Raw genomic sequence first — 17,461 nt, 5'->3', positions numbered from 1 at the left:
CCGGCGACGATTCAAGGCAGGGTCAGGCGGTACACCAGCACGCGGTTGTCGTTGTCGTACGGGCTGTCGCAGGCCTGGCCCTGCATGCGGCAGTGGCGGGCGATGAAGTCGTTGTCGTTGCCGATCAGCAGCAGTACGTCGTTCGGGTGCTGCGGGTCGAGCGCCGGCAGCACGTCCATGGCTTCCCACTTCTCTGACAGCAGTCCGGCATGTGGGCCGCGCTTTGTGTCCAGGTCCAGCCCGGCACGGGCCAACTGCGGGCGGTCCAGCAGGTTCAGCAGTTCGTCGCTGCGTGCTGGCATGATCTCCGGCTTCAGCGCGGTGTCGGTCGGGTCGGCCAGAACCGAGGCCGTGCCGGTTTCATAGGCACTTTCGGCCAGGTTGGTGGCATCGGCCACATCGACCAGCAGCACCGACTTGTAGACGATCGGGTCGTCGCCGTCCTTGCCCAGCCCGTTTCCGTCGCGGGCCAGCAGCAGAAAGCGATGGCCATCCAGCGCGCGCAGCTCGCTCTGCGCCGCGGTTCGGTCCAGCTTGCCCTTGCCGTCGTGCGCGTAGGCAGGCAAAGCCATCACGTAATGGCCGATCGGCTGCTGTGGCGTTGGCGAGGCCGTCACGTCGTAGACCAGCACGCGGGTGTTGATGCGGCCCGCCGCGTTGCCCTGCGCCCTGTCCTGCAGCGTCGCGCTCTGCAGGGCGACGAACAGGCGGCTGCCGTCGGGTGACAGGCCCATGCCTTCCACGCCCTGGTTGTTGCGTCGGCCGGTCTGCGGTGGCGCCAGCGAACCGAACGCCGGCTTGCCGTCGCGCTGCGGACGGATCGCGGGTGGTGCCACGATCACATCCTGCACCTGGCCCTGCGCATCGAAGTAGTAGACGTTGGCGGTGTACTCGTCGCCGATATAGAAGTGGCCATCTGCGGTGAACTGCAGTGACTCAGCATCCAGCGAGACCTTGCCCGCACCAGCGCCGCTGGCCGGCGAAGGCAGCACCACCTGGCGCTGGGTGACCGTGTGGTCGCCCGGGTCGGCACCGGTGAACGGCTGCCCGTTGAAATCCTTCAGTACCACACCCTTGTCGGGCGCCATCGCCAGCGTGCCAAGCTCGGACTTGCCCGGGGAAACGTCGATGCGCAGCCGCATGCGCTCGACGCGGCCGGTGTAGTCGTAGAACAGGCCAGCCCCGGGATCGTTGCGGCCGCGGTCGGGCAGGGTCCACAACACGCCTTCGTAGCCGTTGGCAGTGCGCTTCCAGGTGCCGGGCTGCACCGCCAGCGACGAGAACGATCCCAGCGTGTCGCCCAGGAAGTCCACCGTGCCCGCCGACAGCCGCCCGGCGGCGACCAGGCCTTTGTCCACATAGCTGCGACCGCCCAGCTGCAGGGTGCACGGCGCTGCGCCCGTCGCCTCATGCGGAGCGGAGTATCCGCTGGCGGAGAGAGTGGCCAGCAGCAGGGCGGTCGTGAGCATCGGTGGACTCCGGGCGGTTAATCAGAAGCGAAGGTCGATCGTACCGAACACCTGGCGCGGTGCCGAGGCATGGAACACGTACAGTTTGCCGGCCGGGTCGCTCGGGGCGAACACGCTCGAATCCAGGTTGCTGGCATAGCGCTTGTTGGTCAGGTTGGTCACGTTGAACGACACGCGCATGCCCTTGGCGAAGCCGACCTGACCGAAGTCATAGCCACCGGCCAGATCGAACACGGTAAAGCCGCCGAAGCCCTGGTCGTTGGTGTAAGTGTAGAAGCGTTCGCCGGTGTACTTGCCGCGCAGGCTGGCAAACCAGCCGTTGTCGCGCCAGGTGATCTCGGTGGCCAGCAGCTGCTTGGGTGTATCGGTCTGGATCTTGCCCTTGATCTGCTGCTCGACGCCGGCCTGCACGTAGTTCGACGCATAGGTCGAGCGGTTCAGCGAGGCCGAGGTGTACCAGCTGAAGTGCTCGTTCGGGGTCCACAGCACGGTCAGCTCGGCACCACGGCTGTCGACGCCGCCCACGTTGTAGAAGCGGTTGCCGCAGGTCGGGCCGACCGGCTGCCGCGAGTCGCAGGGGTTGTACTGCAGCAGGCGGTTGTCGAAGCGCACGCTGTAGGCCGCGACCGAGGCCTGCAGGGTATCGGTGACGAAGCGGTAGCCGGCCTCCAGCGAGCGGGATTCTTCCGGCTTCAGGTTGCCCTGCGCGTTCCAGGTGGCCTGGCTGACTGCCTGCGGGCCCAGCTTGAAGCCGCCCTGGAACATGGCGATGTTCTCGGCGTAGCTGGCGAACACTTCGTGATGCTCGGCCAGGCGGAAGTTGGCGCCGATGCTGGGCAGGAAGTTCTTGCTGGCCTTCAGCGAGCCGGTGGCGAACTGGTTGTTGGAGGCCGGCGAGATCGGTGCCTTCGCGTCGCCCGGCAGGGCCTGCGCATCGGAGGTGGCATGTGGGCTCTTGGCGCCGAACTCCAGTGTCAGGCGATCATCGAGCAGGCGCCAGGTGTCCTTCAGGAAGAACTGGTGGGTCTTCCAGCGCGTGCGCTGGGCGAACACACCGACATCGGAGGGCAGGGTGTTCATGCCACTCAGATCGCGCGGGCCGTCCACGGCGGTCTGGTAGCGCTCGGCGCTGCTGGTGTTGCGCTCGTACCAGACGCCGCCCTCGATGCGGTGCGCGCCCAGTTCCCAATCGAACGACAGCGTGCCGCCATCGCGGTCGATGGTATAGATCGTGTTGCGGAAGATGATCGGGATTTCCTGCGCGGTGCCCTTGTTCGACCACGCGCCGCTGTTCCAGTTGTGGCCTTCGCCGCGGTCGTCGTGGTGGTAGGCCAGGGCACGCAGGCTGAAACCATCGGCCAGGAAGAAATCGCCGGCCAGGTAGTACAGGTTGTCATCGCGCAGGATCTGCCCGGCGGTGAACGCACCGTCGGCATCCTTGTCCGGGCCGCTGCTGTCGCACTTCTTCGCGTTGAAGCTGGCGGTATTGCAGTAGGCCTTGGCCACGGCCTTGTTCCAGTCCGGCGCATAGCCGCCCCAGTCCCAGCCCAGCCCGCGCGACATCTCGTCCTTGGACAGGTAGAAGTAGTCCGCCTGGGTAGTGCGCGAGGTATCGACGAAGCCGGTGATCTGGCCGCGGCCAAAGTTCCACACGCCCTTGGCGTTGAACTGCTTGGTGGTGGATCTGTTGTAGGCGGTCTGGTTGTTCCACAGATCGGAGACGGCATTCATGCCGGAGATATAGCCGGAGAAACCGTTGTATCCGCCGCTGTCCACACGCACGAAGGTGCGGCGGTTGGCATCGCTGCCGAAGGTCTGCACCACGCGGCCGCCGAGTTCCTGGGCCGGGCGGTCGGAGGTGTACGAGATGGTGCCACCGAGGTTGCTGGTGGACGGCGTGCCGAGGCTGCCGATACCCACGGCCAGTTCGGCGCCGGCCATGTTCTCGCTGATCAGCGCACGGTTGATGGTCAGGCCGTTGTAGTTGTTGTACGCGCCATCGCCCAGCGGCACGCCATCCAGCGTGTAGCCGAGGCGGGTGGAGTTGAAGCCACGCAGGCTGAGTGTCATCGACTGCTCGTTGGTGCCCAGCGCATCGGCCGACTGCGCGTTGACGCCCGGCAGCAGGTTCAGGGTCTTCTGCAGGCTGGTCCCCGGCGGCAGGATGTCGAGGTTCTCGCGGGTGATGCGCTGCACCTGGCGCGCTTCACCGCTGCCGATCACCGAAACCGCATCGAGGTCGGTGGCGGGCGTGCCATGGGAGGTCGGGGCAGCATCCTGCGCCCAAGCCGCGGGAGCAAGCGCGATCGACAGCGCGGCGGCCAACAAAGTCTTCGTCATGTTGCAGACACTCAGGCAGGCACGAGCCACCGCGCTGGCGCGGAGCTCATGGAATTGAAAAGGGGAGACAAGCGATGCGACTGCAGGCGCTGCGGGCGCCGTGGGTCAACGTGAAAATGGTGCGCTAGACAGATGACTGTCTGGTGACACCGCTACACGCGTGGCATGCCGACGCATGCACTGGTAGATGCCAACCTTGGTTGGCATGCGCGACGCCGAATGAATGCTGCGCCACCCTGTTGGAAGAGCTCTCGCCCAGATTGCCGTCAGCAGTGTTGTTCGACCAGATCGAGTATGTGGGAGAGAAGCCCGTCGAAGGACACGAATTCGTGATACACGTTGTCGAACGCCACTTTGTCGCGAACATGGTACAGGCTGGTTATGAACTCGAAGACATAGCAGTCCATATCACTCTCTCCGAGCTCTACATAGCCGTCCATGAATCCCTGGTCGCGTGCAAGGAGATTCATTTCCACCAGCGCATGGGCTGTCCCGCCACCGGGATAGGGGCGTGGAATGCTCGAGTAAAGGAAGACTCCCTCTGTTACCAGACCGTCGTGGCTTGAAAGGAAGTCCAGATAAGACTCTGGCAGGGCGGTGCCTAGCGTAGAAAGCGCCAAGCTCTGAAGTGATTCGATGCCAGAACGTCCGAGTGGAGGGCCAAGGTACATCTCGGCCTCATCGAGGTTCGCGCGGAGTTTAAGAAGTCTGGTTCCAGCTGAAGGCTGCATCTACAGAGGTTGGAGCTCGCGGGTGAGGGAGTCAGGCAGCCGGACATTGGCTGGATTCACCATCCGACGTCAATGCAAGGTGGTCCATACAGGCCAAAGTAGCCAATCAATGACGTGGTTGGCACTCGGCGTCGATTGGACAGCAGTGCGGCTGGGAACCGAAAAGCGCCAACCAAGGTTGGCGTCTACCAGGCGCGCGCATCAGGAGCGTCGTATACAGGAGCGCGGAACAGGAGTGTCGTATCCAGGGGCGCCGAACGAAGGCGGCGTCAACGCGCGATCAACCCGTATTACGCGGTTTGCGCGTGCGCTTCGGCTTTGCGGTGTCACCACTGCTCACGGCACCGTCCTGCAGCGCCTGCAGCCACGACAACGTATCCACATAGTCGATGAAATGTCGCAGGTAGCCGGGACTGGTGGCCTGCATCGTGTCCAGCATGCGCTGCACCAGCACCGCCGAGTTCAGCGGGCCGCCGTCGGCCGGGGCCTCGGTGCGCAGTGAGCGGCGGACCTGCAGTTCACTGCGCAGCTCCGACCACTCGCGCTGCACCTGCTGCAGCATCGGCACCTGCGGGTAATGCGGCAGCGAGCGCGACCCCGCATCGAGGTCGCGCACCAGTGCGCGCAGGCCTTCGAGCGCTGAAAGCTTACTTGGCATCCGGGGCCTTGGGCTTGGGAATCGGCGCGATTTCCACGCGGCGGTTGCGTGCGCGGCCTTCCTCATTGGCATTGGAACTGACCGGCTGCTCGCTGCCGAACGCGGCGGCGAACACGGCGTCAGCCGGTACGCCATCGGCGATCAGGGTGCGGGTCACGGTCAGCGAGCGCTGCGCGGACAGCTCCCAGTTGTCGGCGAAACGCCGATTGCCTTCGCGCACCGGTGCGTCATCGGTGAAGCCGCTGACCATCAGGATCTCTTCGCGGCTGCCCAGGTAGGCGGCCAGCGGTGCGGCCAGACTGCGCAGCAGCTCCTGGCCTTCCGGCTGCAGCTGGTCGGAGTTCAGCGCGAACAGCACGCTGCCGCTGATGCCGATGCGGCCATCCACCAGCGTCACGCGGCCGGCGGCCAGCGGTACAGCCAACGCCTGTTCCAGGGTCTGCAGGCGCTTGGCTTCGGCCTGGCGCTGTTTCACTTCCTGGTCCAGCCGCTGCGACAGCTCCAGCTGCACCGCGACCACACCGACCAGTATCAGCACGAACGCGCCCAGCAGCACCGACATCAGGTCGCCGAAGGCGGCCCAGATCGGGGCGTGCGAACCGCCGTCGACCTCCAGCTCGTCGCTCATGCGCTGCCGGCCTTGCCGCGGCGCGCGGCCAGCTGCTGCAGTTCTTCCATCACCTGCTTCTGCGACAGCAGGCTGAGGTCGACCACCTCGCGCGCCTGCGCCACGTAGTAGGCCAGCTGCTCGTCGCTGCGGGCCAGCGAGGCATCCAGTGCGCCGCCGATCTGTTCCAGGCGGCCGGACAGCTCGGTGGAGGCGCTGCCGAACTGCGCGACCGCTTCGCCGAAGCGGCTGGCCAGCTGGCCGACTTCACCGGCGCTGCCGTGGAGCGCTGCGGCGAGACCGTCCAGCTTGCCGGTCTCGGCAGCGATATGGTCGGTGAAGCGGTTGCCAACGCGTTCCAGCAGCTCGGCCGAGCCACCGACCAGTGCGTCCACAGCGGTGCGCTGTTCGTGCGAGGCATGGTTGATCGCATCCAGCAGGGTCTGCACGGTGGCCAGCAGGCGTCCGCGCTCCTCCAGCATCGCGTTGTCACGCACCAGGCTCTCGGACAGCGTGCTGCGCAGCTCGTTGATGACGTCGGCTGCGGCCTTGGGCGCGGCGGCGGCGGTCTGCAGCAGGGTGGACACTTCGGCCAGCGTGGCGCTGGCCTGTGCGCGACCGTTCTCGCCGATCTGCTGCGCGGTCTCCGCCAGCGTGTCGCAGACGCGCTGCTGCTGCGCGGCCAGGCGTTCGCCATTGGCCTGCAGGCGCTCGGCCAGCCCGGTGGAAACGTGCTGCAGAGCATCGCTCCAGCGCTGCAGGCGCTGTTCGTCGCCGGCCTGCAGCTGCGCCTGCAGGGCGGCGTGGGCCTGCTGCAACTCGGCGCTGACCGCGTCCCAGCGCGCCTGGCGTTGCTGCTCGCGGCTGTCCAGGCTGGCCTGCAGTTCGGCGTGCGCGGTGGCAGCGGCGGCCTGCGCGGCCTGCCAATCCTGCAAACGCTGCAGTTCGTGATCCTGCAGCAACGACTGGCTGGCGCTGTGCTGCTGCTCCAGTGCCTGCAGCACCGCCTGCGCGTGCTCGTTCAGCTGCTGACCAGCTGCGAGCAGCGCCTGCTGCTGGCGCTCGACCAGTGCGCTGTTCAGGGCCTGCTGCTGTTCGGCGCCAGCACGCAAGGCCTCCGCATTGTCCTGTGCATCGGCCTGCAGGCGCTCGCCGATACGTGTGACCAGCGCTTCGGCATGCGTGGCCTGGCCATCGCTGAAGGCCTGCAGGTGCTGGCGCAGGTCGCTCACCAGTGCCTGCTGTGCCTGGGTCTGTTCACTCACCACCTTGGCCCAGCTGGCCTCGGTCGCGACGCGACTGCGTTCGAAACCGTCGCTCAGGCCGGCCAGCTGCTGCTGCACGGCCTGCTCGACGCGGGCATGCAGTGCTTCGCCGTGATGGGCCAGGCCAGCCAGGGTGGTCTCGGCCATCGGTTGCAGCGCGCCACCGATGGCGGCGGCGCTGGCTTCGGCACCTTCGCGCAGCGACTGCTGCAGCGAGACCGCCAGGCGTTCCTGCAGGGCCTGGCTCTGTGTCAGGAACTCGGCCTGGCCGGCCAGCAAGCGCTCATTGGCGGCCGCACTGTGCTGTTCAAAGGTGCTGGTCATCGCCTGCAGGCGGTCGACCAGCGCCGGCAGCGCCGCGGACTGTGCCTGCAGCAGGCGCAGCGACTCGGCGCGCTGCCAGGCCTGCGAGTACGGATGCAGGTCGCCGGAAATGGCGCGGTCCAGCTGCTGCACGGCCTGCAGGCGGTCACGACGCAGCAGCGCGGCCAGCAGACCGAGCATGGCCGAGCTGGCCACACCGGCGATCGAGGTGCCGAATGCCACCGCCAGACCCTGCACCGGCGAGGCCAGCGAGCCGCGGATCGCGGCCATGTCGGTCGCGCTCTGCAGGGCCAGTCCGGTGCCACGCAGCGTGTCCATCATGCCCAGCAGGGTGCCGAGCATGCCCAGCAGCACCAGCAGGCCGACCAGGTAAGGGGTCAGCACCGGAGCGGGCAGGGCAGTGCGCTCGCCCTCCACGCGCAGGCGCACGGCATTGCGCAGGCCTGCCGGTACGCGCTCCAGCCAGGGAGTGAGGCTCTCCTTCGCGCTGGACAGGTCGTTCAGTGCACTGCGCAGGCCGTTGCTGGCCTGGCGGTAGCGGTACAGCTCCACGCCACCGGCGATGTAGCAGGCCGCGATGATCGCCGCCACCGCTGCACCCAGCGGATGCACCGAAACATAGCCAATGCCGATCCAGCACACGGCCAGCAGGCCGACAAGGAAAACAACGACATGGAAAGCAGTTCTGGACATGGTGTTCCGGTCAGTGGGAGCGCAGGGCGTCTTGCAGCCCTTCGATCGGGTGGAAGCGCAGCTGCAGCTCGGCGAGCAGCAGGGTGCGCATGTCATGGCGGAAGGCCGCGCGCCAGCCGGGCTGGCCGTGCACGCGTTCAAAACGGGCACCGAGCACGGCCGGCGCAGTGGCCAGCAGGCTGTGCTCGCGCGGGGTGAGGGTCTGTTCCATCACCGCATCGACCTCGGCCAGCCGCGCCAGCTCGGGCGAAACCTGCACCAGCTGGTCGCGCAGGCGGCCGCGCAGGCGCCCGGTGGCGGTCTGGATGGCCTGCTGCAGTACCCGGTAACGCTGGCGCAGCGAGGCGAAGTTGGGTGCAGCGGCGGCTTCGGCCAGGTCCAGCAGGCGCTCGGCTTCGGCATCCTCACGTATAGAGGCCAGCAGGCTGGCGTGCGCCTGCGCGCAGTCGGCCAGCACATCCTCGACCGCCTCGGTGGCCTCACCCGGCTCGGGCAGGCGTCCGCCGAGCGCCCCGGACAGGACCACGGCACGGCTCCAGTCCACCCACTGGCCGAGGCGATCGGTCAGGGCGGGACTGGTGGCCGGCATCGCGCCGTCGCTGAGACGGGCGAGCAGGCGGAGGAACTCCGGTCCACCCAGGACCGGCTGCGCTGCGTTCGCCATCAAGGGGTGAGGGGCCAAAAACCATTGATTTTACAACCAGATGACCCCGGCTGGATGAAGGCGGGGCGGGGCGGGGGCGCCCGCAGGCGCGACAAGGCTTAGAATGTCCGGCTGCACCCATCCCGTTCGACCCCTGGAGTTCCCCAATGACCGTTGCGCAGTTCTACCCGATCGGCACCCCCGGACAGCCCTGGGGCGACGCGGAACGCGCACAGTGGCGGGCCCGCCAGCAGCGCCGGCGCAGCTACCACGACGACGTGGTGGCCGCGCTCGAGCGCCTGGACGACAGCTTCGATGTGATCCAGTACGGCCAGCTGGACTATGCGCCGGACCATTACCCGCTGTTCGCCGTGGTCAACCACGACTGGAACCCGGCGCTGCCGACCGCGCTGATCACCGGTGGCGTGCATGGCTACGAGACCAGCGGCGTGCACGGTGCCCTGCAGTTCCTGGAGCAGCAGGCGGAGCGTTACCTGGGCCGGCTGAACCTGATCGTGGCGCCGTGCGTCAGCCCGTGGGGCTACGAGCGCATCCAGCGCTGGAACCCGGACGCCATCGACCCCAACCGCAGCTTCCGTGACGGCGGCCAGATCGTGGAAGCCGCCGCGCTGATGGCCTGGGTGGCCGAGCGCAAGCCGAACCTGCTGGTGCACCTGGACCTGCACGAGACCACCGACAGCGACCTGCAGGAGTTCGATCCGGCGCGTTGTGCCCGCGACGGCAAGCCGTTCGAGCGCGACACCATTCCGGATGGCTTCTACGTGATCGGCAACAGCGAAGATCCGCAGGCCGAGTTCCAGAAGGCATTGATCACCGCCGTGGCCCCGGTCACCCATATCGCCCCGGCCGATGCCGAAGGCAACCTGGTCGGCCTGCCGCTGCAGTCGCCGGGCGTGGTCTGGGGTGAATCGCGTTCGATCGGCGCCTGCGCCGGCTTCACCGACGCGCGCTTTGCCACCACCACCGAGGTCTACCCGGACAGCCCGCGCACCAACCCGCAGGAATGCAACGACGCCCAGGTGGCGGCGGTGTGTGCGGGCCTGGATTTCGCCCTGGCGGCGCAGTAGCGCGCCACGTTCCGGGCAGCGACCGGCATCAACCGGCGCCGTTCTTTGGCTGGCGAGGTGGCCACAGCCGGCGAAGCCGACGCGCGGCAGCCGGCGAAGACATCCAGATCGCGCCGGTAAACCGTACTGTTGACCCCGAACAGGCCCAGCAGTGAGTGGAAGACATTGTCGTGGCTGTGCGCCCGGTGCAGGGCATTCCCGCGCAGGCAGGCCAGGTCCACGCCCGCGTTGCGGCTGAACTCCGGTGAGAACCACATCACCATCGGCACCTGGGTCTGCTCGCGCGGCGCGATGAAGTAAGGCGTGCCGTGAAGGTACATGCCACGTTCGCCGAGCGACTCGCCATGGTCGGACACATAGATCAGCGCGACATCACGCTGGTCCGAATAGCCCTGCAGCAGGTCGATGGTCTTGCCAAGCATGCGGTCGGTGTGGACCAGGGTGTTGTCATAGGTGTTGACCAGCGCCTCGTTGCTGCACTGCTGGATCTGGTTGCTGTCGCAGGTCGGACTGAATGCCCGCGACTGTGCCGGGTAGCGTTCGAAGTAAGTCGGGCCGTGGCTGCCAAGCTGGTGCAGCACGACCAGGGCGTCGCCGTTCATGGCATCAATGCGGGTACCGAGTTGATGCAGCAGCACCTCGTCATAGCAGGTGCCGTCGGCATTGACACATTGGCCGGCCACCTTCAGCGCGGGCATGTCCTCGGTCGGCACGCGTTCGCACACGCCTTTGCAGCCCCCGTTGTTGTTGTTGCGCCAGAGCACGCTGATGCCGGTGCGCTGCAGGATGTCGAGCACGTTCTCCTCGGTCGCTGCGCGTACATCGTCATACTGGCGGCGGGTCATCTGCGAGAACATGCACGGCACCGAGATCGCTGTTGCGGTTCCGCATGAGGAAACATCACTGAAGCTGATGACGCCTTCCTTGCGCGAGAGCCGGGGATTGGTCGCGCGTGGGTAGCCGTTGAGCTGGAAGTTCTGTGATCGCGCGGTCTCGCCGACGACCATGACCACAAGCTTCGGACGCGGGCCCGGTACGCGCCGTGCGTCCATGCCGATCGGGCGCAAGGGTTGCTGGCGGGCGCTGTAGAGGCCTTTCAGATAATCGTGGGTATGGCGCACGACATTCAACGGCAGCACCTGGTCACGGAGATAGCGGTTGTTGCGCAGCAGCGAGGAGTAGTCCTTGTAGAACGCGAAGCCGATTGCCAGCAGTACCAGCAATGACGCCAGAGCGCTGGCCGGCCACACCAGCAGCGAACGTATCGAACCGGCCCCGCTGGTGGTGCGCACCAGGGCGAGCCCGGCAGCAGGCAGCACGCCCAGCGCCAGCAGGGTCAACAGTAGTGGCAGCGACAGATAGGCGTTCAGTTCGGCCTGGTTGGTCTCGAACACGTTCTGCACCATGCTGCGATCGATCAGCACGTTGTAGTGCAGCATGAAGTAACTGCAGGCGGCGCTGACGACAACGAGCAGCGCCAGCAGCGGCCTGCGCAGGAATGGCAGTGCCAGCAGTGGCATCAGCATCAGGTTGAACAGGCAGAACAGCACCACCGGCAGGCTGACCAGGAACAGCACGCTGCGCACGCTGTTGAGGTCGACCAGCCCCCACAGCGTCTTCCAGAGGGCGATGTTTCCAATCGTGGTGAAGAACAGTGCGACGGCCCAGACCAGAACGATCGGATGGGGCCGTGGAAAACGGCGGCATTGACGCACGAGCAGGTTCCGTGGAGCGGGAGTGCGCGCAGTATCGAAACCGCTTTATCAGGAAGTTGTCAGGTTGGGCGGACTAGCCCAGCAGGATCACGCCCCACACCGCGCCCACCATCAACAGTGCGGTGGTCTGCGCGGCGCTGCCCATATCCTTGGCGTTCTTTGACAGGGGATGCTGTTCCAGGGAGATGCGATCAACCACCGCTTCGATCGCCGAGTTGAGCAGTTCCACCAGCAGGCTGATGAAGCAGACCGCCAGCACTATCGCGCGCTCGACCGCGCTGATGTCCAGTACGAACGCTGCAATGATCAACAGCGCGTGCAGAAGCAGCAGCTGACGAAAGGCTGCCTCGCCGCGGAAGGTGGCGACGAATCCATCGCGCGAATGGATGAGGGTGTGGAAGATGCGGCTCAGGCCGGTCTTCCCGTGCGGGTACTTGCCGCTGTCCTTGGGGTGCTGCATGCGGTTTTCCGCCGTGAAGTGAGCAATTCCCAGCATGTGCGCGCGTGCGTCAGGAAATCGTCAGAGGGGCCACTCCAGGCTGAACCGGCATCCCTGCTGCGATGAATGCACCGTCATCCTCCAACCCAGGTGCTCGACGATGCGCTGCACGATCGACAACCCCAGCCCCTCGCCGCTGTGCACGCTAGCGGGTACGAAGCGCTGGAACAGCTGTGGATCGATACTGGAGGGCAGGCCGGGCCCCGTGTCGGCGACGATGAGTGCGGCGTCGTGGAGGGTGATCCGGACTTCGCCGCTTTCGGTGTACTGGCAGGCGTTGCGCAGAAGGTTCCAGATCACGCTGCGCGCAAGATCCGCGTTGGTGTGCAGCACGGTGTCATGCAGGGCATCAAACGCAACGATCACCGGCTTGCTGGAAAGCCAGGGCTGGCAGCGATCCATGCAGCATTCAATCAGCGCACGCAGGGCCACCTCGTTGCGTGGCACGGTGCTGGGGGCGCGAGAGAGCAGCAGCAGGCAGGTCAGCTGGCGCTGCATCTCCTGGGTGGTGCGCAGGATGCGCTCGGCACTGGGAACCAGGTGGCTGTCGGCCGGAAGCTGGCAGGCCAGCGTCTCGGCAGCACCACCGATGATGGCCAGCGGCGTGCGCAGCTCGTGGCTGGCATCGCCACTGAAGCACTGCTCGCGATGCAGGAACCGTTCGAGCTCGTCACTATGGCGGGCAAAGGCGCGCGCGAGCACGCCGATCTCATCGCGTGCGTCCTGGTAGGGAAAGGGCTTGTGGCCGTCCTGCACCGCATCGGCCAATCGTGTGATGGGCGCGATGACGTGGGTCGCTACCTTGCGACCGATCAGGAAGGCGCCAAGCACGCAGATCGAAATGACCAGTGCCGCAAAGGCATTGATCAGGTATTCCAGATAGCCATAGGGGGCTGCGTCCTGCAGCAGGTAGTAACGTTGGCCGGCACTGTCGAAGACGCGCAGGTGCCACTCGTTGGGTGCTGCTTCGCCGTGATATCCCGGGCCATATTGGCGCAGCACGACAGGCACGTCCTGGGCATCGAACAGTGCGCTGCCGGAGGGCAGGTCGGGACGCCGACCACGGGCGAGTTCGTCCTGCAGGCGGCGTACTTCATTGTCCTGGGTCCGCGCGACGACAGCGGCCCGGACCTGGTCGTAGTCCACCTGTTCGGCCAGTACGATGAAGCCCATGGCACCGGCCATCAACAGCACGAACGAGATCGTGATGCGGGTGCGCAGGCTCAGGCGGCGGTAGAGGGAGGCACGGGTCACGCCTGCATGCGCCAGCCGACGCAGTACACCGTGGTGATGAGCGCGGTGTCGAAGCTGCGGTCCACCTGCAGGCGCAGCTCATGGATGTGGGTTCGCAGCGCGCCGCTGTCGGGTGGCTCGTCGCCCCAGACCAGGTACTCCATTTCCTGCTTGCGCACCACGGCCGGCGCCGCACGCACCAGGCACATCAGCAGCTTGTGCGACGTGGGCGTCAGCGCAATGCAGCGGCCTTGCCGCCAGGCTTGTGGCGAGCGCGTGTCCACCTGCAGGTCCTTCCACGCCAGCACGCTCTGGACCTGGCGACCCTGTGCCCGGCGCACCAGGGCCTTGATCCGCGCATCCAGTTCCATCAGCGAAAACGGTTTGACCAGGTAGTCATCCGCGCCCAAGGCCAGGCCCTGCACGCGGTCTTCGACCGGATCGCGCGCGGTCAGCATCAGGATCGGTACCGGGTTCTGGAACTCCTGGCGCAGCTTCTGGCACAGCGTCATGCCGTCCAGCCGCGGCAGCATCAGGTCCAGCAGGATGGCGTCGTAGTCGTGCTGCGTGGCCCGGCGCAGTCCGCTGGCGCCGTCGCGGGCGTCGTCCAGTACGTAACCCAGCGGTTCAAAGAAGGCATACAGGTTGGCAACCAGCTCGGGGTTGTCTTCGATGATCAGCAGGCGGGTCATGGCATGCGTCCTTGCGCGTGGCTGAACTCTGCCCGATCGCTGGCCGAATGCCAATGCCCTTGCTGAATGGATCGCGGGTGAGGGCGCCCGCATCAAGCCCTGCTCAATCGGCCGGGCTGCGTGAATCGCGGACCGAGTAGATTACCGAGAAGATCTTCCAGCCCTGTTCGGTGCGGATCAACTGCCACATCTCCTTGCCCCAGTTGGTCTTCACCCCATCGTCGTGGAAGCTGTAGTCAAACGAGACCGAAGCCACATCACCATCCGTCTCGATCTTCGTGTTGGAGAACTTCTCTTCCTTCGGCTTCGGCGAGGCCACCGCCCCGTCGATCAGCGCGATGAAGTTGTTTGCAGGAATCTGCCGCGCCTTGATTGCATCGGGCTTGGCCTTGCGGATGTCCTGCAGGCGCGCGTCCTCGGAAACGAACTGCCAGCCGATGTCTTCTGGTTTGTCCGAGAAGAACAGGCCCATGTAGGTCGGCTTGTCCTTGTTGATCAGCGAGGTGCGGAACGCTTCGACCACCTGTTCGATCGCTTTTACATCCGCCGCTGATGGTTGCTGGCTAGCGTGGGCCGGCTGGCCTGCGATGAGGCCAACAATGAGAAACGCGCTCTGGAATCCGGTGGTTCGCATCATTCATGTCGGCCGCAGTGTGGTGGGAGCGCGCCAGGGCCACGGCTACAGGGCCCCGGCGCGCTCCGCATTCAACGATGCAGCGCGTCAACAATCAAGCCGGTGGCGATCTCCACCAGCAGGTACTCGTTATCGGACTGGCGCACCCAGCGTCGGTCGCGGCCCGGCTCGCGCAGGTCATAGCGCGCGTAATCGTCTACCCAGTAGCGGCGGTCCACTTCGGCCCACGGCAGGCGCTCGCCACGTCGCCAGGCCTTCTTCTGCCAGCCCGGCGGCGGCGCATCGCGGTGGTGCGGGCCGCCTGCGTGCGGCGGCGGGCCGTTGCCTCGGGCGTGGTGCGGCGGATCGGCGAAGGCGGGGACCGCGGCCAACGCGGTGGCTGCGCTCAATGCGATGGCAAGCAAACGTGTGGTCTTCATGGGGATGCCTCCGTCATGGCCGCAGCATGCGGCGCTGTGGCGGGAATATAGGGCAATCCATGTGAATGAATGCGGGTGTAGGCGGTAATTTCCTGAACAGACGGCGGGGCCTGAAGTCGTCGCCAGGCAGCGGGTCATTGGACCGCGCCCGGGGCCGAATCCGTTGCGGCCCAGCCTCCGCCCAACGACAGGAAAAGATCCATCTGCCGGTCAATGCGCTCCGCGCGCGAGGCGGCCAACGCGGACTCCGCATCTGCCAGCTCGGCCTGGGCCGAAAGCACGTCGAGAAAATCGATCCTGCCGAAGCGGTAGAGTTGCTGTGCCTGTTCGGTGGCCCGGGCTGCGTCCCGACGCGCGTGCGCCAGGCTGCGCTCGCGTTCAAGCTCCTGCGTGCAGGCAGAAAGCGCGGTCTCGGTCTGGCGCAGTGCCTGCAGCACGATGCCGTCAAAGGAAGCGAGAGCGGTCTCCGCATTGGCACCGGCCGCCGCGATGCGGGCCTTGGCTACGCGGCGGTTGGGCCAGTGCCATGACAGTATGGGGCCGATGCTCGCACCGAAGCCGTCGGCAGACAGCAGATGCGCCGGTGTGCCGGCCACGCCCGAAGAGGCGCCCAGGGTGATCTGCGGATAGAGAGCCGCCGTCTCGAGACCGATCATTGCAGTCGCGGCGGCCAGGCTGCGTTCGGCTGCGCGTACGTCAGGGCGCCGCTGGAGCAGCTGCCAGCCGTCACCGATCGGCAATGCTTGCTGCAGCTCAGGGGGCTGTGGGCACCTTTCTGCTTCCCTGGGATAGTCTGCCGGGACTTTGCCCATCAATGCGGCCAGTTCGAACAGCGAGGCCTGCCGTTCCGCCAGCAGGTGCGGTATCGCCGCCGCGCTGCGATTGACGGCGGCACCGGCACGGCTGACATCGAAGTCCGTTCCGCGCCCGCCGGCAGCAAGGCGTCGGGTTGCCTCCAGCGTGGCGCGCTGTATCGCCAGCACCTGCCGGGTTGCAGTGAGCGTGTGATTGCTTGTGCACACCTGGAGATAGGCACGGGTGACGGCCGCAGCGACGACCACGCGAACCTGGTCGCGTGCCGCAGCAATCGCCTCCGTGTCCGCGTTGGCGGCTTCGATGCCGCGGCGGATGCCACCTGCGAGATCCAGCGGATAGGAGAGGTGGAGGCCCAGCGCGTACGACTGCGGCGCGGCCGACGCCTGGGTGTAGCCACCGGCATGGACGAGCGTGCCCGATGCATCCACGTCCCCTTGCACGGCACCGCGCGCGGTACTCCAGCACGGTCGCGCTGGCGCGCCGAAGGTTGGCATCGGCGGCGCGCAGGTCGGTATTGGCCGCCAGTGCTTCGCGTACGTAGGCGTCAAGCTGGGGGTCGCCATACAGTTGCCACCATCGATCCGGTGGCGCGTCGTGGCTGAACGATGCGTCCTGGCCCGAGACGAACGCCCGCGCCGCCCGTGGGGAGGCTGCGACGGCATTCCCAGGCATGTGATAGTCGGGGCCGGACACGCAGGCTGTCAGGGGCAGCAGCACGGCAAGCAGCCCACCACGTACTGTCCGCACGCTCACTTGCAGGCTCCCAGTGCCGAGGGCGTGATGGTCACATTTGCGGTGCGACCTACGATCAGGCGGGTATCCGGCGGCGCATCATCGATACGGATGCGTACCGGGATGCGCTGTGCCAGCCTCACCCAGGTATAGGTCGGCGCCACGGCCGGCAGCAGGTTGTGCGTGCTTGAGCGCTGATCGTCGGCAATGCCGGCGGCGATGCTGTCAACGCGTCCGCGGACATCGCGGGTGTCGCCCATCAGCCGGGCCACGGCGGCATCGCCCTCGGTGATGCAGGCCAGTTTGGTTTCCTCGAAGTAGCCTTCGATACGCAGGCTGTGGGTGTCGATCAGCGCCAGTGCCTGCGCACCGGGTTGCAGGTAGTCGCCCGCGTGCAGGTCCAGGTTGGTGACGATGCCGTCGGTGGTTGCGCGCACCTCGGTGCGTTGCACGTTGAGCTGGGCGACGCGCTGTTCGGCCCGTGCCTGCGCCAGCGCTGCCAACTCGGTATCGACCTTGGCGGCATTGCGTTCGCGTGTCTCCGAGGCGACCAGGTTGCCAAGTGCGTTGTCCCGTGTCGATTCGCGGCGGGCCAGCGCCAGCGTGGCGCGAGCGCTGCTGACCGCTGCATCGGCCTTCTCAAGCGCGGCAGCGAAGCGCGGTTGATCCAGCACCAGCAGCAGCTGTCCGGCGCTGACCCGCTGGTTGTCGTGCACCAGCACCTGGGTGACCAGCCCCCCCATGTCCGATGCAACGCGCACCACATCGGCGCGCACCCGCCCATCCCGCGTCCACGGGCGCATTTCGTAACGCTTCCAGATGCACAGTGCGGCGACGACAGCAATCGCGAATACAACCAGCGTAGCGCTCCAGCGCCCGATGACGGCAAGCAGGTGTTTCATT

The 17,461-nt window shown here is 66.4% G+C and carries 15 protein-coding genes and 1 pseudogene; 1 reads left to right on the top strand and 15 read right to left on the bottom strand.

Annotation, left to right across the window (positions count from 1 at the left end; all coding sequences use genetic code 11):
• Window positions 1–11: 11 nt before the first annotated feature.
• The 7 genes from AC5P60_RS05900 to AC5P60_RS05870 form a co-directional block, all read right to left on the bottom strand.
• Window positions 12–1,469 (bottom strand): esterase-like activity of phytase family protein, encoded by a 1,458-nt coding sequence (locus AC5P60_RS05900; RefSeq protein ID WP_495201707.1) that lies wholly within the window; start codon window positions 1,467–1,469, stop codon window positions 12–14.
• A 21-nt stretch (window positions 1,470–1,490) separates the two neighbouring features.
• Window positions 1,491–3,809, bottom strand: a complete 2,319-nt coding sequence (locus AC5P60_RS05895; protein WP_483693232.1) for a TonB-dependent receptor — start codon at window positions 3,807–3,809, stop codon at window positions 1,491–1,493.
• A gap of 266 nt (window positions 3,810–4,075) precedes the next feature.
• The gene (locus AC5P60_RS05890) at window positions 4,076–4,540 is read right to left on the bottom strand and encodes a YrhA family protein (RefSeq protein ID WP_483693231.1); all 465 of its coding nucleotides are present in this window, start codon (window positions 4,538–4,540) and stop codon (window positions 4,076–4,078) included.
• A gap of 280 nt (window positions 4,541–4,820) precedes the next feature.
• Window positions 4,821–5,264 (bottom strand): DUF2894 domain-containing protein, encoded by a 444-nt coding sequence (locus AC5P60_RS05885; protein ID WP_483693230.1) that lies wholly within the window; start codon window positions 5,262–5,264, stop codon window positions 4,821–4,823.
• The gene (locus AC5P60_RS05880) at window positions 5,188–5,826 is read right to left on the bottom strand and encodes an OmpA family protein (RefSeq protein WP_049403425.1); all 639 of its coding nucleotides are present in this window, start codon (window positions 5,824–5,826) and stop codon (window positions 5,188–5,190) included. Before AC5P60_RS05880 ends, AC5P60_RS05885 begins: the two co-directional genes overlap by 77 nt.
• Window positions 5,823–8,087 (bottom strand): DUF802 domain-containing protein, encoded by a 2,265-nt coding sequence (locus tag AC5P60_RS05875; RefSeq protein ID WP_483693229.1) that lies wholly within the window; start codon window positions 8,085–8,087, stop codon window positions 5,823–5,825. The genes AC5P60_RS05880 and AC5P60_RS05875 overlap by 4 nt, the downstream gene beginning before the upstream one ends.
• A 10-nt stretch (window positions 8,088–8,097) precedes the next feature.
• On the bottom strand, window positions 8,098–8,751 hold the full coding sequence (locus tag AC5P60_RS05870) for a DUF3348 family protein (RefSeq protein ID WP_483693228.1): 654 nt from the start codon (window positions 8,749–8,751) through the stop codon (window positions 8,098–8,100).
• Between the two features lie 146 nt (window positions 8,752–8,897).
• Here AC5P60_RS05870 and AC5P60_RS05865 point away from each other — a divergent pair, with 146 nt between their 5' ends.
• Window positions 8,898–9,818, top strand: a complete 921-nt coding sequence (locus AC5P60_RS05865; protein WP_043396360.1) for a M14 family metallopeptidase — start codon at window positions 8,898–8,900, stop codon at window positions 9,816–9,818.
• On the opposite strand, the gene eptA is transcribed toward AC5P60_RS05865, so the two are convergent.
• From eptA to AC5P60_RS05825, 8 genes and pseudogenes are all read right to left on the bottom strand, one after another.
• Complete coding sequence (gene eptA, locus AC5P60_RS05860; protein WP_483693227.1) at window positions 9,722–11,533, bottom strand: phosphoethanolamine transferase EptA; 1,812 nt, start codon at window positions 11,531–11,533, stop codon at window positions 9,722–9,724. The genes AC5P60_RS05865 and eptA overlap by 97 nt on opposite strands.
• A gap of 73 nt (window positions 11,534–11,606) precedes the next feature.
• The gene (locus AC5P60_RS05855) at window positions 11,607–11,993 is read right to left on the bottom strand and encodes a diacylglycerol kinase (protein WP_005409934.1); all 387 of its coding nucleotides are present in this window, start codon (window positions 11,991–11,993) and stop codon (window positions 11,607–11,609) included.
• Between the two features lie 60 nt (window positions 11,994–12,053).
• Entirely contained in the window at window positions 12,054–13,286 is a 1,233-nt protein-coding gene (locus AC5P60_RS05850; RefSeq protein WP_235650016.1) for a sensor histidine kinase, read from the bottom strand.
• Window positions 13,283–13,957, bottom strand: a complete 675-nt coding sequence (locus AC5P60_RS05845) for a response regulator transcription factor (protein WP_414489781.1) — start codon at window positions 13,955–13,957, stop codon at window positions 13,283–13,285. The genes AC5P60_RS05850 and AC5P60_RS05845 overlap by 4 nt, the downstream gene beginning before the upstream one ends.
• A gap of 103 nt (window positions 13,958–14,060) precedes the next feature.
• The gene (locus AC5P60_RS05840; protein ID WP_414497965.1) at window positions 14,061–14,594 is read right to left on the bottom strand and encodes a Cif family virulence factor; all 534 of its coding nucleotides are present in this window, start codon (window positions 14,592–14,594) and stop codon (window positions 14,061–14,063) included.
• Between the two features lie 68 nt (window positions 14,595–14,662).
• Window positions 14,663–15,010: an RcnB family protein gene (locus AC5P60_RS05835; RefSeq protein ID WP_049432801.1), complete on the bottom strand. Its 348-nt coding sequence runs from the start codon at window positions 15,008–15,010 to the stop codon at window positions 14,663–14,665.
• Window positions 15,011–15,144: 134 nt separating this feature from the next.
• A pseudogene (locus tag AC5P60_RS05830) lies at window positions 15,145–16,579 on the bottom strand (efflux transporter outer membrane subunit).
• Window positions 16,576–17,460, bottom strand: a complete 885-nt coding sequence (locus tag AC5P60_RS05825; protein WP_483693225.1) for an HlyD family secretion protein — start codon at window positions 17,458–17,460, stop codon at window positions 16,576–16,578. The pseudogene AC5P60_RS05830 and the gene AC5P60_RS05825 overlap by 4 nt, the downstream one beginning before the upstream one ends.
• Window position 17,461 lies beyond the last annotated feature (1 nt).

It is taken from the genome of Stenotrophomonas sp. YJH_SMC_120, assembly GCF_059368675.1.
Note: the sequence above shows the minus strand (reverse complement) of the source record. Positions and strands in the feature narration are given on the sequence as shown.

Excerpts from the sequence above, each read along its gene's own strand:
- AC5P60_RS05900 (WP_495201707.1), bottom strand. The coding sequence starts at position 1,469 with ATGCTCACGACCGCCCTGCTGCTGGCCACTCTCTCCGCCAGCGGATAC.
- AC5P60_RS05895 (WP_483693232.1), bottom strand. The coding sequence starts at position 3,809 with ATGACGAAGACTTTGTTGGCCGCCGCGCTGTCGATCGCGCTTGCTCCC.
- AC5P60_RS05890 (WP_483693231.1), bottom strand. The coding sequence starts at position 4,540 with ATGCAGCCTTCAGCTGGAACCAGACTTCTTAAACTCCGCGCGAACCTC.
- AC5P60_RS05885 (WP_483693230.1), bottom strand. The coding sequence starts at position 5,264 with ATGAGGAAGGCCGCGCACGCAACCGCCGCGTGGAAATCGCGCCGATTC.
- AC5P60_RS05880 (WP_049403425.1), bottom strand. The coding sequence starts at position 5,826 with ATGAGCGACGAGCTGGAGGTCGACGGCGGTTCGCACGCCCCGATCTGG.
- AC5P60_RS05875 (WP_483693229.1), bottom strand. The coding sequence starts at position 8,087 with ATGTCCAGAACTGCTTTCCATGTCGTTGTTTTCCTTGTCGGCCTGCTG.
- AC5P60_RS05870 (WP_483693228.1), bottom strand. The coding sequence starts at position 8,751 with ATGGCGAACGCAGCGCAGCCGGTCCTGGGTGGACCGGAGTTCCTCCGC.
- AC5P60_RS05865 (WP_043396360.1), top strand. The coding sequence starts at position 8,898 with ATGACCGTTGCGCAGTTCTACCCGATCGGCACCCCCGGACAGCCCTGG.
- AC5P60_RS05855 (WP_005409934.1), bottom strand. The coding sequence starts at position 11,993 with ATGCAGCACCCCAAGGACAGCGGCAAGTACCCGCACGGGAAGACCGGC.
- AC5P60_RS05845 (WP_414489781.1), bottom strand. The coding sequence starts at position 13,957 with ATGACCCGCCTGCTGATCATCGAAGACAACCCCGAGCTGGTTGCCAAC.
- AC5P60_RS05840 (WP_414497965.1), bottom strand. The coding sequence starts at position 14,594 with ATGATGCGAACCACCGGATTCCAGAGCGCGTTTCTCATTGTTGGCCTC.
- AC5P60_RS05835 (WP_049432801.1), bottom strand. The coding sequence starts at position 15,010 with ATGAAGACCACACGTTTGCTTGCCATCGCATTGAGCGCAGCCACCGCG.
- AC5P60_RS05825 (WP_483693225.1), bottom strand. The coding sequence starts at position 17,460 with ATGAAACACCTGCTTGCCGTCATCGGGCGCTGGAGCGCTACGCTGGTT.